Here is a 14,599-nt window from a genome sequence, read left to right on the forward strand (position 1 = left end):
GATGGTAGTGTGGGGTCTCCCCATGCGAGAGTAGGGAACTGCCAGGCATCAAATAAAAGCGAAAGGCTCAGTCGAAAGACTGGGCCTTTTGTTTTATCTGCAGTCTGTCGGTGAGCGCTCTCCTGAGCAGGACAAATCCGCCGGGAGCGGATTTGAACGTTGCGCAGCAACGGCCCGGAGGGTGGCGGGCAGGACGCCCGCCATAAACTGCCAGGCATCAAATAAGTGAAGAAGCCCATCCTGCCGGATGGGCTTTTTTGCGTCTGTGCGGGGTGAAAACCGCCGGATGCACCGGACTGAATGTATGTTGTAGGCCTGATAAGCGCAGCGCATCAGGCACTCCCGATGGCATTTTGCCGGATGCGGCGTCCCGCCTTATCCGGCCTACAACTGTCTGGACCATCAGGCACTCCCGGTGGCATTTTGCCGGATGCGGCGTATCGCCTTATCCGGCCTACAACGGCACCACAAGGTAGGCCTGATAAGCACACGTATCAGGCACTCCCGGCGGCATTTTGCCGGATGCGGCGTCCCGCCTTATCCGATCTACAACTGTAAAAACCTGCCCTGTTATCCGTATCCCACCTTCAGTAGTGGGTACGGTCATCCTTTTAAGTTGTTGAATCTAACAGTTTTGTATCGATGTAGGATTTACGCAGTGAGATGGGGGGTTGAGAGGGGTTGTGATTGCTTTAGAAAGATCAGAGGCTATAAAAGCAAAAACCCAGCCATAGGCTGGGTTCTTTAAATAGTGGTGCCCGGACTCGGAATCGAACCAAGGACACGGGGATTTTCAATCCCCTGCTCTACCGACTGAGCTATCCGGGCAACGGGGCGCATTAAACCGTATTCGCGCATGCCAGTCAATCAAATTTCAGGAAAAGCTGCTCAACCGCTTAATATTACGGCAATCTGTGTGTTTTTGCCTGAAGTTTGCACAAATTATCCCTGATAATCCAGGTGTAAGGGGGCACAACCATGGTGACATGTATTGCGTGCTAAGTACGGTGGTTTTTGCTGATTCCAGCTGCGTGGGTGCATGGTAAGACAAGGTGAATAACAGAACATTTCGCACCACCGTGAAGATGGTGCGGTTTTAGCCGTGCGCCGGAAAGGAATGCTCGTTTAGGTGAGTGCGCCACCCTGACGACACTGAGCAAAACGCAGGATATCTTCGGCCAGACGATGTGCTGTTTCTACATCAGCATGGCTGCGCTTAACCAGCATGCGACTCAGGCAGCCCTCCAGCACCAGTTCCATCTGTTTGGCGACCATGGCCGGGTCATCAACTTCCAGTGTCGTCAGCAGCTCATGTGTGAAGTCATGTGCAGCTTTTTTCTGCTGATCAGCTAACTGATGGACAGGATGGCCAGGATCGGGATAAAACGTGCAGGCAGCGATGAACAGGCAACCGGGATAGCGATTATTACTCACGCATTCGGACAGTGCGTTATAGCGTGCCAGTAGTTTCTGCTCAGCACTCAGCGTGTCATCCAGCAAAAGCTGACGCCGCCAGATATCCACCCGTTGGCTGAGGTAACGCAAGGCATCGTACAGAATGGCCTCTTTATCAGGCCAGAAGCGTTGCAGTTCATCAAGTGGATAATCGACATGCTCAGCCACCATTTCCAGTGTGGTATTGGCTATCCCTTGAACCTCAAGTAATTTCAGGGCTTCTCCCAGGACATCTTCACGTTGCACGGTATTCTCCTCCGTATTTCCTTTTGCAAGTGTCGCTCACGGTTGGCGATCACGCAAATGCGCACTAAAGGTCGATGCATCCATAAAGCCCGTTACCCGTGCTTGCGGATGCTCTTTACCCTGGGCATCAAAGAACAGAATTGTCGGCAGCCCTAATACCTGTAAATGTTTAAGAAGTGCGACATCTTGTGCATTGTTTGCGGTGACATCCGCCTGCAACAGCACCGTATCGCCCAGCGCGTGTTGCACCTGTGGGCTACTGAAGGTGTACTTCTCGAACTCTTTACAAGCAACACACCAGTCAGCATACAAATCCAACATGACAGGCTTGCCTCTGGCTCGCTCCAGTGCCTGATTTAACTCGTCCACCGATGTCACTGGGGCGAAGTTCAGGTGCGTCTGGGTTTGGGCATGCGACGCACCAAATGCCCAATCCTGCAATGGTCGTACACTTACCAGCGCTGCAGCTAACAGGACAATCTGCACGATACGCATCCAGCCTTGTTTTGCCTGCAGACTGGTGATGAACGCCCAGGCAAAGAATGCCACGCCAAGCAGTGACCACAGGCGAATGCCCCAATCATTGCCGATAATCCGCTCGAGTAAAAAGACGGGAAGCGCAAGGATGACGAAACCAAAAGCAGTCTTGACCTGTTCCATCCATGGGCCACTTTTTGGCAGTAGGCGGTTGCCAAATACGGTAATCAGCATCAGGGGTAATCCCATCCCCAGTGCGTACAGATACAGCGTACCGCCTCCCAGCCACATATTCCCGCTCTGAGCGATATACAGCAAAATCGCGCTCAGTGGTGCCGTGGTGCAAGGGGAACAGATCAGTCCAGCAATCGCTCCCATTGTAAATACGCTGCCCGGAGAACCGCCTTGCTGGCGATTACTCATCAATGTCAGACGTGTTTGCAGTGAGGAAGGGAGTTGTAATGTGAACAAGCCGAACATCGACAAGGCCAGCAGCGTAAAGACAATGGCAAGCCCAATCAGTACATAGGGATGCTGTAGCGCGGCCTGGAACTGTAGCCCGGCAGCCGCAACAACCAGACCCAGAGCAGTGTAGGTGAGCGCCATTCCCTGTACGTAGATGAAGGTCAGCAGCAGCGCACGCCCGGTTGATAAGCGTTGTTTACCACCGAGTACGATCCCGGAAATCAGTGGATACATCGGCAGTACACAAGGGGTAAAGGCAATGCCAATCCCGATCAGCAATGCCCACAGTGCGGAAAAGGGGAGTTGGGCGGCTGGTTGTGATTGTTCTTCCGGGGCGACTGTAACAGGCGTTGGTGCAGGCGTCGCATCTGTACGAGCCATGACTTCGCTGAGTGGAACGGTTTTGGTTTCCGGCGGATAGCAAAATCCGGCATCGGCACAGCCCTGGTAAGTGACGGTCAGCGTTGCTCCAGATGCGGCCTGATTGATCGCTACCGGAACGTTCAACTGCTTACGGTAAATTTCGCTTTTGCCGTAAAACTCATCTTCATGCCAGACGCCTGGCGGTAGCTTTACCTCGGCAATATCGGCTTGTGATGGCGTAATGCTTATCTGTTTGCGGTACAGGTAGTAGCCGTCTTTTACCTGCCATGAGAGGTTCAGATCATGTTGGTTTTGCTGAAAATCAAAAATAAATGCCCGGTCAGCAGGAACAAACTGCGAGCGGCCAGGCGAATCAAATAATCCGGCAAAAGTGGATGTGCTGCATAGCAGCAGGATCAGCGTAAGGATGCGTTGAGCCATGAGCGGTAATCAAAGTCTCCGTGAGTGACGGGTAAAACCAGAAGTTCAGGGGTTTGATACGGATGATGAGACTTCAGGCAATCGAGAAGTGCTTGCTGGTGCGTGACGGTGGTTTTTAAAATCATCTGGACTTCATATTCCTGCTCCAGCTTACCCTCCCAATAATAGAGAGACGTTGCACCGGGCAGCAGAGTCACGCAGGCGGCCAGTTTTTCTGCCAGCACTTTGGCTGCCAGATCCTGGGCCGTTGCTTCATCCGGGGCGGTACAAAGCACCACAACGGTATCGGGGATGGAAATATCCTGACTCTTTACATCAAGCATAAACACCTCGAAATAACAGAGTAACCAGCAAGAGAACGGTAACTATACAACGGACGAGGGAAGGATGTTAGTTAAAGCGAGGCGGGGAGGAACTGCGGGATGCATAAGCACCCCGCAGGTAAAACTTACAGCATGACGCTACCCAGCAAGAAGCCGAAGCAGACAGCCAGAACCACACCCAGCGTACCTGGGATGAAGAACGGATGGTTAAAGACGAATTTACCGATACGGGTAGTACCGGTGTCATCCATCTGAACCGCCGCAACCAGCGTTGGGTAGGTAGGCAGAATGAACAGGCCAGAAACCGCAGCGAAAGACGCTACAGCGGTCAGTGGAGAAACGTTCAGTGCCAGAGCCATCGGCATCAGTGCTTTAGCCGTTGCAGCCTGAGAATACAGCAGTGCAGAAGCAAAGAAGAAGATGACGGCCAGCAGCCACGGATGACCCTGAATTACGCTACCTGCAGTATCTTTGATCCAGTCAATGTTGTGAGATACGAAGGTATCACCCAGCCATGCAACACCCAGGATACAAATACAGGCACTCATACCTGCTTTGAAGGTGCTGGAGTTCAGGATGGAGTCAGTTTCAACGCGGCAGATGATTGTCGTCAGCGTCGCGATGCTCAGCATAATGATCAGAATGGCGTTGGTGGTGTTCATCAGCGGCTTAGCAACCAGACCGAGGCTTGGGCTGTTGACGATGGCGTAAACGACGACACAAACCACACCGAGCAGGAACAGCCATACGGAGGTTTTCGCACCGGCTTTGATTTCAACTTGTCTTTCACCGCGCAGCTCAACCAAACCTTCTTCCAGACGCTTACGATAAATCGGATCGTCAGACAGTTTGGAGTTGAACAGCATGGTGACCAGGAAGGACATCACCAGCACAGCCAGCAGGGTGGACGGAATGACCACTGACAGCAGGTGAATGTAGCTGATACCATGACCTTCCATTACGGAAGACATGTAAACCACGGCCGCAGAGATAGGTGATGCGGTAATCGCAATCTGTGCAGAAACCACGGCAGTAGAGAGCGGACGGCAAGGTTTGATCCCTTGCTCCTTCGCGACTTCAGCGATAACTGGCAGCGTTGCCAGAGAGATGTTGCCGGTACCCGCGAAGATAGTCAGGAAATAGGTCACGATCGGTGCAAGGATCGTGATGTATTTCGGGTTCTTACGCAGCAGTTTTTCAGTTTGATGGACCAGATAGTCCAGACCACCAGCAATCTGCATGGCAGAGATAGCAGCGATAACTGCCATGATAATGGAAATAACATCGAACGGAATATTACCCGGTTTTACGCCAATAGCGGCGAGAACCAGAACACCCAGCCCACCTGCAAATCCAATACCGATACCCCCAAGTCTGGCACCTAAAAAGATTGCCAGCAAAACGATGATAAGTTCTAAAACTATCATATTAGCCTTCCTTGTTGTTTAACAAGTTGATATTAAATTGTTGTTTTTAAGTAACTTGGTGCAAGAAAAAAGGCACGTCATCTGACGTGCCTTCTCTGGTACTACCCTACACGATTACTGTTCGCTTTCATCAGTATAACGTTTTGCTTTATAAGCCGGGTGCATCAGGTTCTGTGCAGAGAAGATATCGTCCAGTTCTGCTTCGGTCAACAGACCGCGCTCCAGGACAACTTCACGCACGCTCTTACCGGTTTCGGCACAAATTTTACCGACGATGTCGCCGTTGTGGTGACCGATGAACGGGTTGAGGTAGGTGACGATACCGATGGAGTTATAAACGAATGCTTCACACACTTCTTTGTTAGCAGTGATGCCGCTAACGCATTTTTCCAGCAGGTTGTAGCAAGCGTTGCTCAGAATGTGGATAGATTCGAACATTGCCTGGCCGATAACCGGTTCCATTACGTTCAGCTGCAGCTGGCCTGCTTCAGATGCCATGGTAACAGTAACGTCGTTACCGATGACTTTGAAGCAAACCTGGTTTACAACTTCTGGAACAACCGGGTTCACTTTTGCTGGCATGATAGAAGAACCCGCCTGCAGTTCCGGCAGGTTGATCTCATTCAGGCCGGCACGTGGACCAGAGGAGAGCAAACGCAGGTCGTTACAGATTTTGGACATTTTCACAGCCAGACGTTTCAGTGCACCATGCACCATAACGTATGCGCCGCAGTCGGAGGTTGCTTCAATCAGGTCTTCTGCCGGAACGCAGGCGAAACCGGTCACTTCAGCCAGTTTTTGCACTGCCAGCGGAGAGTACTCTTTCGGTGTGTTCAGACCCGTACCGATTGCAGTTGCGCCGAGGTTAACTTCCAGCAGCAGCTCAGCGGTACGTCCAATGTTTTTCACTTCTTCTTTCAACAGTACGCTGAAAGCACGGAATTCCTGACCGAGGGTCATCGGTACAGCATCCTGCAACTGGGTACGACCCATTTTCAGGATGTCCTGGAATTCAACAGCTTTTTGCTCGAAGCCTTCACGCAGCTGGTTAAGAGCATCAATCAGTTTGATGATGGATGCGTAAACAGCGATACGGAAACCGGTCGGGTAAGCGTCGTTGGTAGACTGACATTTGTTGACGTGGTCGTTCGGGTTCAGGTACTGATATTCACCTTTCTGGTGACCCATCAGTTCCAGACCGATATTGGCCAGCACTTCGTTGGTGTTCATGTTGACGGAGGTACCCGCACCACCCTGGTAAACATCTACCGGGAACTGATCCATGCATTTTCCGTTATTCAGGACTTCATCACACGCCGCGATGATGGCATTTGCCACGCTCTTAGGAATAGTTTGCAGCTCTTTGTTGGCCAGTGCCGCTGCCTTTTTAACCATTACCATGCCGCGAACAAATTCAGGAATGTCACTGATTTTGTTGTTGCTAATGTAGAAGTTTTCAATCGCTCTCAGAGTGTGAACACCATAGTAAGCGTCCGCTGGAACTTCCCTGGTACCCAACAAGTCTTCTTCGATACGAATGTTGTTTAACATGTGAACCTTCTTTTTCAAGCTGCCAATGATTTGACTAAACACACAGGATATATGTGATTTCGATTGTTTCTCGACCGACGATTATCCCCTGCATCGGTCTGATACCCGAGATCATATGCTGGTTCAGGATTTCTACCGTAATCTGGATCACTTAAAACGTGGAATTTACCCCTTATTTATTATTCTGTGAAATAGATCACCCCTTTAGGATTAACACCAAATATTAGTGTACAAGCAGCTTGAAATTTTGCTAATCACCACAATATTAGAGTGATGCAAGTCACACAATTTTCGAACAGTTGTTGGTGAAAACGACTGTTTTCAACAGGAGAGCCCTTTGCGCTGGATACCATTACTTGCCATTTTTCTCTATGTTTACATAGAGATATCTATTTTTATCCAGGTCGCCCATGTGCTGGGTGTCCTGATGACCCTGATTTTGGTTATTTTTACCTCGGTTATCGGTATGTCTCTGGTTCGTAACCAAGGGTTTAAGAACTTTTTACTGATGCAACAGAAAATGGCAGCAGGTGAAAGTCCGGCTGCAGAAATGATCAAGAGCGTGTCGTTGATTATCGCCGGCTTGCTGTTGGTGTTGCCTGGTTTCTTCACCGATTTCCTCGGTCTTCTTCTTTTATTACCACCAGTGCAGAAACATTTGACCATGAAGTTACTGCCGCATTTGCGTTTTTCGCGTATGCCAGGTGGTGGATTTAGTGCCGGAACTGGCGGTGGTGATACCTTTGACGGTGAATTTCAGCGCAAAGATGACGATCGTAACCGCCTTGATCATAAAGATGACGATCGCCGTGACTGACCCAGTAGGCCCGGTAAGCGTTCGTGACACCGGGCTTTTTTTACTGATTATTTGGCCTCCGCCATTTTCCGGCTCGGTAAAAACAGCCATAACCCCGCCAGCATAATCAACGCATACAGACTCTTCCAGCCGACCATCGCCAGCAGCAGTAGGCACAGTAGCCCCCCCACTATCGCCAGCACGCGATAGTGTCCTTTTAGCAATCGACACCCTGCCAGCATGCATAGCAGATAAATCATAATAAAGATGCCGTTAGCGTAGACGATTAACGCGTCGAGATTGATTTGCAGCATATAGATGCACAAGGTACTGACGACGCAGCAACCCAATACGGCGTTTAGCGCATTGCTCGGAAGATGGCGAGGGGACAGGCGAGCCAGGTAGCTCTCAGGTTTATATTGTGCTTGCGACCACACCAGACGGGCGAAACTTTGGATATAAATGTTCAGGCTGGCAAAGCAGGCCAGATAACCAATGATGCAGGCAACCCACAGGGCCTGAATGCCAAACAGTTGGACGACGATTTCAGGCAGCGATGCCGCCGCCGCCATCTGTTCGCCGTAGGCATCAAAATGTAATACAACGACGGTACATGCCCAGTACACGGAACCGGCCAGGAGTAGGCCAATCATCAGGGCGCGCGGGAAATCCCGTTCTGGATTTTTGAATTCCGAGGCCAGGTGTGCGAACGCCTCAAGGCCAACAAAGCACCAGAACATCACCGACAGCGCGGCAAAAAGCCCGGGAAACTCAATCTTGTCGATGGCAGGAAAGGGGATCTCACTCGGTTTCAACTCGCCAGCCCACCAGATGGCGACAATCAGTGCTACGATCAGTCCGGCAATCACCGTTTGCAGGTTAGCGCTGGAGCTGGCACCCCGCGAACCGATGTACCAGACCAATACCAGCGTGCCAAGTTCAGCCAACAGAAGCTGCCAACCATGCCAGCCAAACATTGCCTGGCCAAATCCTGCGGCGATGTGCAATGCCGCAGGTAACCCCACTGGAATTACCGATAAAAAAAGCCATCCGGTAACGCGCTCAAGCCGTGAGCCAAAGGCCATGCCGACAAAATGCGCCACACCGCCTGCGCTGGGAAAATGGCGACCGAGTACGGCGAAGACAATCGCCACCGGAAAGACTAAAACGATCAGCACCGGCCATGCCCACAGGCTGTTGTTGCCAGCAACCAGCGCAGCCAATGCGGGGACGGCGAAAACGCCTGTACCTAACAATGATGTCGACAACAGGCCAACGCCTTGAGCCAGTCCCAGCTCTTGTTTTAGTCCGCTCATAAGTTGTTATCCGGTTATGCCCATGTACCGGGCTACAGCGCAGATTTTCGATGGTATCACAATAGGATTTGCTTATGACGACGTGGCTGAAATCGTTATGAAATGTGAGGCGTGTCGGTGTTTTGACGGGATTTTCTGCTGATAAAAATTTTTTTTCGCTTGCCCCCTTGAAGGCACAAAAGCCCATCCCCATCTCTCTGGTCACTAGCCGGGATACCGTTTACGGGCCGGCGTCACCCATAACTGATAAAGACTTTCTCAAAGGAGAGCTATCAATGAGTATTCGTCCGTTACATGATCGTGTGATCGTCAAACGTAAAGAAGTTGAATCCAAATCTGCTGGTGGCATCGTACTGACCGGTTCCGCAGCAGGTAAATCAACTCGTGGCGAAATCATCGCTGTCGGTAAGGGTCGCATCCTGGACAACGGTTCTGTACAGCCGCTGGACGTGAAAGTCGGCGATATCGTCATTTTCAACGATGGCTACGGTGTTAAATCTGAGAAGATCGACAATGAAGAAGTGTTGATCATGTCTGAAAGCGACATCCTGGCAATTGTTGAAGCCTAATCCGCGAACGACACTGAACATACGAATTTAAGGGAAAGAGAAAATGGCAGCTAAAGACGTAAAATTCGGTAACGACGCTCGTGTGAAAATGCTGCGCGGCGTAAATGTACTGGCAGATGCAGTGAAAGTTACCCTCGGTCCAAAAGGCCGTAACGTAGTTCTGGATAAATCTTTCGGTGCACCGACCATCACTAAAGATGGTGTTTCTGTTGCACGTGAAATCGAGCTGGAAGACAAGTTCGAAAACATGGGCGCGCAGATGGTGAAAGAAGTTGCCTCTAAAGCGAACGACGCTGCAGGCGACGGTACCACCACCGCAACCGTTCTGGCCCAGTCTATCATTACTGAAGGCCTGAAAGCTGTTGCCGCGGGTATGAACCCGATGGATCTGAAACGTGGTATCGACAAAGCTGTCGCTGCTGCAGTTGAAGAACTGAAAGCACTGTCCGTACCGTGCTCCGACTCTAAAGCTATTGCTCAGGTTGGTACCATCTCCGCTAACTCCGACGAAACCGTAGGTAAACTGATCGCTGAAGCGATGGACAAAGTCGGTAAAGAAGGCGTGATCACCGTTGAAGACGGTACCGGTCTGCAGGACGAACTGGACGTGGTTGAAGGTATGCAGTTTGACCGCGGCTATCTGTCTCCTTACTTCATCAACAAGCCGGAAACTGGCGCAGTAGAACTGGAAACGCCGTTCATCCTGCTGGCTGACAAGAAAATCTCCAACATCCGCGAAATGCTGCCGGTTCTGGAAGCCGTGGCTAAAGCAGGCAAACCGCTGCTGATCATCGCTGAAGATGTTGAAGGCGAAGCGCTGGCGACTCTGGTAGTTAACACCATGCGTGGCATCGTTAAAGTGGCTGCAGTTAAAGCACCTGGCTTCGGCGACCGTCGCAAAGCAATGCTGCAGGATATCGCAACCCTGACTGGCGGTACCGTTATCTCTGAAGAGATCGGTATGGAGCTGGAAAAAGCGACCCTGGAAGATCTGGGTCAGGCGAAACGTGTTGTTATCAACAAAGACACCACCACCATCATCGATGGCGTGGGTGAAGAAGCGGCAATCCAGGGTCGTGTGACTCAGATTCGTCAGCAGATCGAAGAAGCAACTTCTGATTACGACCGTGAAAAACTGCAGGAGCGCGTAGCGAAACTGGCTGGCGGTGTTGCTGTGATCAAAGTCGGTGCTGCAACCGAAGTTGAAATGAAAGAGAAGAAAGCTCGCGTTGAAGATGCCCTGCACGCGACCCGTGCTGCGGTAGAAGAAGGCGTGGTTGCTGGTGGTGGTGTAGCGCTGATCCGCGTAGCATCCAAAATTGCTGGCCTGAAAGGTCAGAACGAAGACCAGAACGTGGGTATCAAAGTTGCGCTGCGCGCAATGGAATCTCCGCTGCGTCAAATCGTTCTGAACTGCGGCGAAGAGCCGTCTGTTGTTGCTAACACCGTGAAAGCGGGCGACGGTAACTACGGTTACAACGCTGCAACTGAAGAATACGGCAACATGATCGATATGGGTATTCTGGATCCGACCAAAGTAACCCGTTCTGCTCTGCAGTACGCGGCTTCTGTTGCGGGCCTGATGATCACCACCGAGTGCATGGTTACCGACCTGCCGAAAGGCGATGCGCCTGACTTAGGTGCTGCCGGTATGGGCGGTATGGGTGGAATGGGCGGCATGATGTAATTTAATCTTCATACTTCAAGCCGCGGGTTCGTTGGCTGCGTTTGTTCACCCCAGTCACTTACTCATGTAAGCTCCTGGGGATTCATGAACTTGCCGCCTGCCTGCAACTTGAATTATTTGATTAAATACATATCTCGCGAAAAATGAGAAACCCTCGGGCAGAAATGTCCGGGGGTTTTTCTTTTGGTCATCTTTTTAGTATATGATTCAGCTACGGACATAAGGTCCAACTAATTGATTATGGGGAATGACATGCACGTGAAATATTTAGCAGGGATCGTTGGTGCCGCGCTACTGATGGCGGGTTGTAGCTCCAGCAATGAACTGAGTTCAGCCGGACAAAGCGTTCGCTTTGTTGAAGATAAGCCTGGTGCTGAGTGTCAACTGCTCGGCACTGCGACCGGTAAACAGAGCAACTGGCTTTCTGGTCAGCATGGCGAAGAAGGTGGCTCTATGCGTGGCGCAGCGAACGATCTGCGTAACCAGGCCGCTGCAATGGGCGGTAACGTGATTTATGGTGTCAGCAGCCCATCTCAGGGAATGCTCTCCAGTTTTGTCCCGACCGCCAGCGAGATGAATGGCCAGGTTTATAAGTGCCCTAACTGATAGATGCTGTTGATGCCGGCTGGCGAGGCTGACATGTCTTATCCGGCCTACAGGTATCAGTAAACGTAGGCCTGATAAGCACAGCACGGAGTGTCCCTGAACAGGGCACTCACAGGGGTTACTGCTGTCGTAATTGCAAATCCAACGGCGTTTTACTTGGCTCACCGCCAATTTCGCGCGCCAGTTTTGGGACCATATAGCCTGAAATAAGCGTCAGCAGCTCTCGCATGATTTTACGCGCTTCATCGTCACTCACCATAAAGTGAGCGGCTCCCTGCACTTTATCCAAAACATGCAGGTAATAGGGCATCACGCCCGCATCAAACAATGCATTGCTCAGGTTTGCCAGAGTTTGTGCGTTGTCGTTCACGCCATGCAGCAGGACGCTTTGGTTAAGCAATGTGACCCCCACTTTACGCAAGCTGGCCATCGCCTGACGAAATGTCTCATCAATTTCGTTCGCGTGATTAATGTGATTCACCAGCAGAATTTGCAGAGAAGATCGTGCAAAACGATCGACTAATCCTTCAGTAATGCGAGCCGGGATCACAATGGGCAAGCGGCTGTGAATTCGCAGACGCTTAATGTGTGAAATGGCCTCCAGTTGCGTGAGTAACCAGTCAAGCTCGTGGTCCTTAGCCATGAGGGGATCGCCACCGGAGAAAATAATCTCATCCAGCTCAGGGTGCGCGGCGATGTAATCTAACGCCACCTGCCAGTTGCGTTTATTCCCCTGGTTCTCGGCATACGGGAAGTGGCGACGGAAGCAATAGCGGCAGTTTACCGCACATCCGCCTTTTACCAGCAACAACGCCCGGTTGCGATATTTATGCAGCAATCCAGGAACGACGCTGTGCTGCTCTTCCAGTGGATCGGTAGAGAATCCGGGGGCGGCAACGAATTCATCCTGCGAGGTAAGCACCTGACGCAGTAGCGGATCGTTGGGGTTGCCTTTCTCCATGCGTGCGATAAACGATCGCGGCACGCGAAGGGCAAAAAGACGTTTTGCCTCACGACCAGCGAGCAAATTTTCATCAGCGTCTATATTCAAAAGACGTAATAGTTCATCCGGATCGGTGAGAACATCGGCAAGTTGTACTAACCAATCTTCTCTGGATGGGGTGTTTAGGGTTACAATATGCGCCATTTTGTGGCTTAGCTACCAGTTAACAATTTCAGAGGGCCTTATGGCGACTTACTATAGCAACGATTTTCGTGCCGGTCTTAAAATCATGATGGATGGCGAACCTTATGCGGTTGAAGCCAGTGAATTCGTTAAGCCGGGTAAAGGTCAGGCATTTGCACGCGTTAAGCTGCGCCGCCTGCTGACCGGTACTCGTGTAGAGAAAACCTTCAAATCCACCGACTCCGCAGAAGGCGCAGACGTTGTAGATATGAACCTGACTTACCTGTACAACGACGGTGAGTTCTACCATTTCATGAACAACTCCACTTTCGAACAGCTTGCTGCTGACGCGAAAGCGGTAGGTGATAGCGCTAAATGGCTGCTGGATCAGGCTGAGTGCATCGTGACCCTGTGGAACGGTCAGCCTATCTCCGTGACCCCGCCGAACTTCGTTGAGCTGGAAATCATTGAAACTGACCCAGGTCTGAAAGGTGACACTGCAGGTACTGGTGGTAAACCAGCGACGCTGTCCACCGGTGCAGTGGTTAAAGTTCCGCTGTTCGTACAGATCGGCGAAGTCATCAAAGTGGATACCCGCTCTGGTGAATACGTATCCCGCGTGAAGTAATATTCTTCATCTTTCAGGCTGCATCAGGCGGCCTGAATGATTTTGCGTATTTTTAAGATGTTGGTGCAGGTTGCTGCGCCATACTTTTCCAGGGCAGGAATGATGAAACGTCTTCTCGGTCTTGTAATGCTTATCCTTTTCACCAGCACCCTCCTGGCGGGCTGTAATACGGCGCGCGGTTTTGGTGAAGATATCAAACATCTTGGTAATTCAATTTCTCACGCTGCCAGCTAGTCCCCTCATATTGTCTTAAAAACGGTCGTTTATCCGTCACCCCCCCGGATCTTGTCTATTATTAAGTAGCTATACACAAACAATATTGGCTAGAAAAGGAAGACGTTATGGTTAAGAAGACAATTGCTGCGATCTTTTCTGTGTTGGTACTTTCTTCCGTATTAACGGCGTGTAATACGACGCGAGGCGTAGGTCAGGATATTTCTGAGGGCGGTAGCGCCATTTCTGGCGCAGCGACAAAGGCTCAGCAATAACTATGAACGGTACGACGCACAGTCGTACCGTTAATTCATCTTCTCAGGTAGAGAGAGAAACGGTGAAAATCGGTTCCCCAGGTGTAGCTTCATACGGATATTTCGCTTATAGGTGTACACCGTCTTACCATGAATGCAGAGCGTGGCGGCTATTGCATTGTTATCAACGCCATCCATCCACAACGACAGTACCTTCTCTTCCTGTGGTGTAAGCAGCGGTGTGGCATTTTTAGGTGTATCTAATACGGGGCGGATCTGTAGCGCATCCTGGATCGTGCGTGAAAGATCATGCAGTGTGATATGTTTGGACAATGTCGAGTGAACGGCAGAGTGAGGGGGATCGATTGGGTTATGCGATCGGTCGCCTGATTGTAGTAAAATCAGCGGGATGGCGCCACAGCTCATAAAAAAGGGTGCGATAGGGGGGCTGGAGTGAATATCGCTGAGAAAACTACATAAATCTGCGATTACCAGATGTGGCTTCCACTGCAAAATATGCTCTTTAGCCAACATCAGATTATTAATCCCTGACACCAGAAATGAAGAGTTGAACATACCAGAATGATTAAGCAAGGCCTCTATCCCTATGCGGGTGAAGTGGCACCGGTCAATCACTAAAATTTTAAGCATAAACC

The 14,599-nt window shown here is 50.8% G+C and carries 15 protein-coding genes and 1 tRNA gene; 7 read left to right on the top strand and 9 right to left on the bottom strand.

Features of this window, described 5'->3' with window-relative positions:
* Positions 1 to 752: 752 nt before the first annotated feature.
* The 6 genes from NNO03_RS06740 to aspA form a co-directional block, all read right to left on the bottom strand.
* Positions 753 to 828, bottom strand: a tRNA-Phe gene (locus NNO03_RS06740).
* A 297-nt stretch (positions 829 to 1,125) separates the two neighbouring features.
* Entirely contained in the window at positions 1,126 to 1,701 is a 576-nt protein-coding gene (locus NNO03_RS06745) for a transcriptional regulator (protein WP_271449142.1), read from the bottom strand.
* A 36-nt stretch (positions 1,702 to 1,737) separates the two neighbouring features.
* Positions 1,738 to 3,447, bottom strand: a complete 1,710-nt coding sequence (locus NNO03_RS06750; RefSeq protein WP_271449143.1) for a protein-disulfide reductase DsbD — start codon at positions 3,445 to 3,447, stop codon at positions 1,738 to 1,740.
* Positions 3,423 to 3,770: a divalent cation tolerance protein CutA gene (gene cutA / locus NNO03_RS06755; RefSeq protein ID WP_003025447.1), complete on the bottom strand. Its 348-nt coding sequence runs from the start codon at positions 3,768 to 3,770 to the stop codon at positions 3,423 to 3,425. Before cutA ends, NNO03_RS06750 begins: the two co-directional genes overlap by 25 nt.
* Before the next feature lie 125 nt (positions 3,771 to 3,895).
* Positions 3,896 to 5,197, bottom strand: a complete 1,302-nt coding sequence (gene dcuA, locus NNO03_RS06760; RefSeq protein ID WP_271449144.1) for an anaerobic C4-dicarboxylate transporter DcuA — start codon at positions 5,195 to 5,197, stop codon at positions 3,896 to 3,898.
* A 114-nt stretch (positions 5,198 to 5,311) separates the two neighbouring features.
* On the bottom strand, positions 5,312 to 6,748 hold the full coding sequence (gene aspA / locus NNO03_RS06765; protein ID WP_048212919.1) for an aspartate ammonia-lyase: 1,437 nt from the start codon (positions 6,746 to 6,748) through the stop codon (positions 5,312 to 5,314).
* A 337-nt stretch (positions 6,749 to 7,085) separates the two neighbouring features.
* Here aspA and NNO03_RS06770 point away from each other — a divergent pair, with 337 nt between their 5' ends.
* The gene (locus NNO03_RS06770) at positions 7,086 to 7,565 is read left to right on the top strand and encodes an FxsA family protein (protein ID WP_005120978.1); all 480 of its coding nucleotides are present in this window, start codon (positions 7,086 to 7,088) and stop codon (positions 7,563 to 7,565) included.
* 47 nt (positions 7,566 to 7,612) lie between these two features.
* Here the strand turns inward: NNO03_RS06770 and yjeH are convergent, their stop codons facing one another.
* Positions 7,613 to 8,860 carry an L-methionine/branched-chain amino acid transporter gene (gene yjeH / locus NNO03_RS06775; protein ID WP_271449145.1) on the bottom strand — a complete coding sequence of 416 codons (1,248 nt, stop codon included), beginning with the start codon at positions 8,858 to 8,860 and terminating at the stop codon, positions 7,613 to 7,615.
* Positions 8,861 to 9,135: 275 nt separating this feature from the next.
* Here yjeH and NNO03_RS06780 point away from each other — a divergent pair, with 275 nt between their 5' ends.
* From NNO03_RS06780 to NNO03_RS06790, 3 genes are all read left to right on the top strand, one after another.
* A complete protein-coding gene (locus tag NNO03_RS06780; RefSeq protein ID WP_005120976.1) occupies positions 9,136 to 9,429 on the top strand; it encodes a co-chaperone GroES in 294 nt (97 codons plus the stop codon).
* Between the two features lie 43 nt (positions 9,430 to 9,472).
* A complete protein-coding gene (gene groL, locus NNO03_RS06785; protein WP_137384020.1) occupies positions 9,473 to 11,116 on the top strand; it encodes a chaperonin GroEL in 1,644 nt (547 codons plus the stop codon).
* A gap of 252 nt (positions 11,117 to 11,368) precedes the next feature.
* On the top strand, positions 11,369 to 11,722 hold the full coding sequence (locus NNO03_RS06790; protein WP_137384019.1) for a DUF4156 domain-containing protein: 354 nt from the start codon (positions 11,369 to 11,371) through the stop codon (positions 11,720 to 11,722).
* 118 nt (positions 11,723 to 11,840) lie between these two features.
* Here NNO03_RS06790 and epmB read toward each other — a convergent pair whose 3' ends face one another.
* The gene (epmB, locus tag NNO03_RS06795; protein WP_271449146.1) at positions 11,841 to 12,869 is read right to left on the bottom strand and encodes an EF-P beta-lysylation protein EpmB; all 1,029 of its coding nucleotides are present in this window, start codon (positions 12,867 to 12,869) and stop codon (positions 11,841 to 11,843) included.
* Between the two features lie 40 nt (positions 12,870 to 12,909).
* Here epmB and efp point away from each other — a divergent pair, with 40 nt between their 5' ends.
* From efp to ecnB, 3 genes are all read left to right on the top strand, one after another.
* On the top strand, positions 12,910 to 13,476 hold the full coding sequence (gene efp, locus NNO03_RS06800; RefSeq protein ID WP_005120972.1) for an elongation factor P: 567 nt from the start codon (positions 12,910 to 12,912) through the stop codon (positions 13,474 to 13,476).
* Positions 13,477 to 13,575: 99 nt separating this feature from the next.
* On the top strand, positions 13,576 to 13,710 hold the full coding sequence (gene ecnA, locus NNO03_RS06805; protein WP_040232999.1) for a lipoprotein antitoxin entericidin A: 135 nt from the start codon (positions 13,576 to 13,578) through the stop codon (positions 13,708 to 13,710).
* Between the two features lie 107 nt (positions 13,711 to 13,817).
* On the top strand, positions 13,818 to 13,964 hold the full coding sequence (gene ecnB, locus NNO03_RS06810; RefSeq protein WP_003025482.1) for a lipoprotein toxin entericidin B: 147 nt from the start codon (positions 13,818 to 13,820) through the stop codon (positions 13,962 to 13,964).
* Between the two features lie 30 nt (positions 13,965 to 13,994).
* On the opposite strand, the gene NNO03_RS06815 is transcribed toward ecnB, so the two are convergent.
* Complete coding sequence (locus NNO03_RS06815; protein ID WP_271449147.1) at positions 13,995 to 14,594, bottom strand: LuxR C-terminal-related transcriptional regulator; 600 nt, start codon at positions 14,592 to 14,594, stop codon at positions 13,995 to 13,997.
* Positions 14,595 to 14,599: the final 5 nt, after the last annotated feature.

It is taken from the genome of Citrobacter sp. Igbk 16 (assembly GCF_028069755.1).
Taxonomy (GTDB): domain Bacteria; phylum Pseudomonadota; class Gammaproteobacteria; order Enterobacterales; family Enterobacteriaceae; genus Citrobacter.

What these genes read in the sequence shown, in the direction of transcription:
- efp (WP_005120972.1), top strand. Translation starts at nt 12,910, where the DNA reads ATGGCGACTTACTATAGCAACGATTTTCGTGCCGGTCTTAAAATCATG.
- ecnA (WP_040232999.1), top strand. Translation starts at nt 13,576, where the DNA reads ATGATGAAACGTCTTCTCGGTCTTGTAATGCTTATCCTTTTCACCAGC.
- NNO03_RS06750 (WP_271449143.1), bottom strand. Translation starts at nt 3,447, where the DNA reads ATGGCTCAACGCATCCTTACGCTGATCCTGCTGCTATGCAGCACATCC.
- epmB (WP_271449146.1), bottom strand. Translation starts at nt 12,869, where the DNA reads ATGGCGCATATTGTAACCCTAAACACCCCATCCAGAGAAGATTGGTTA.
- NNO03_RS06815 (WP_271449147.1), bottom strand. Translation starts at nt 14,594, where the DNA reads ATGCTTAAAATTTTAGTGATTGACCGGTGCCACTTCACCCGCATAGGG.
- aspA (WP_048212919.1), bottom strand. Translation starts at nt 6,748, where the DNA reads ATGTTAAACAACATTCGTATCGAAGAAGACTTGTTGGGTACCAGGGAA.
- NNO03_RS06790 (WP_137384019.1), top strand. Translation starts at nt 11,369, where the DNA reads ATGCACGTGAAATATTTAGCAGGGATCGTTGGTGCCGCGCTACTGATG.
- ecnB (WP_003025482.1), top strand. Translation starts at nt 13,818, where the DNA reads ATGGTTAAGAAGACAATTGCTGCGATCTTTTCTGTGTTGGTACTTTCT.
- yjeH (WP_271449145.1), bottom strand. Translation starts at nt 8,860, where the DNA reads ATGAGCGGACTAAAACAAGAGCTGGGACTGGCTCAAGGCGTTGGCCTG.
- groL (WP_137384020.1), top strand. Translation starts at nt 9,473, where the DNA reads ATGGCAGCTAAAGACGTAAAATTCGGTAACGACGCTCGTGTGAAAATG.
- dcuA (WP_271449144.1), bottom strand. Translation starts at nt 5,197, where the DNA reads ATGATAGTTTTAGAACTTATCATCGTTTTGCTGGCAATCTTTTTAGGT.
- cutA (WP_003025447.1), bottom strand. Translation starts at nt 3,770, where the DNA reads ATGCTTGATGTAAAGAGTCAGGATATTTCCATCCCCGATACCGTTGTG.
- NNO03_RS06780 (WP_005120976.1), top strand. Translation starts at nt 9,136, where the DNA reads ATGAGTATTCGTCCGTTACATGATCGTGTGATCGTCAAACGTAAAGAA.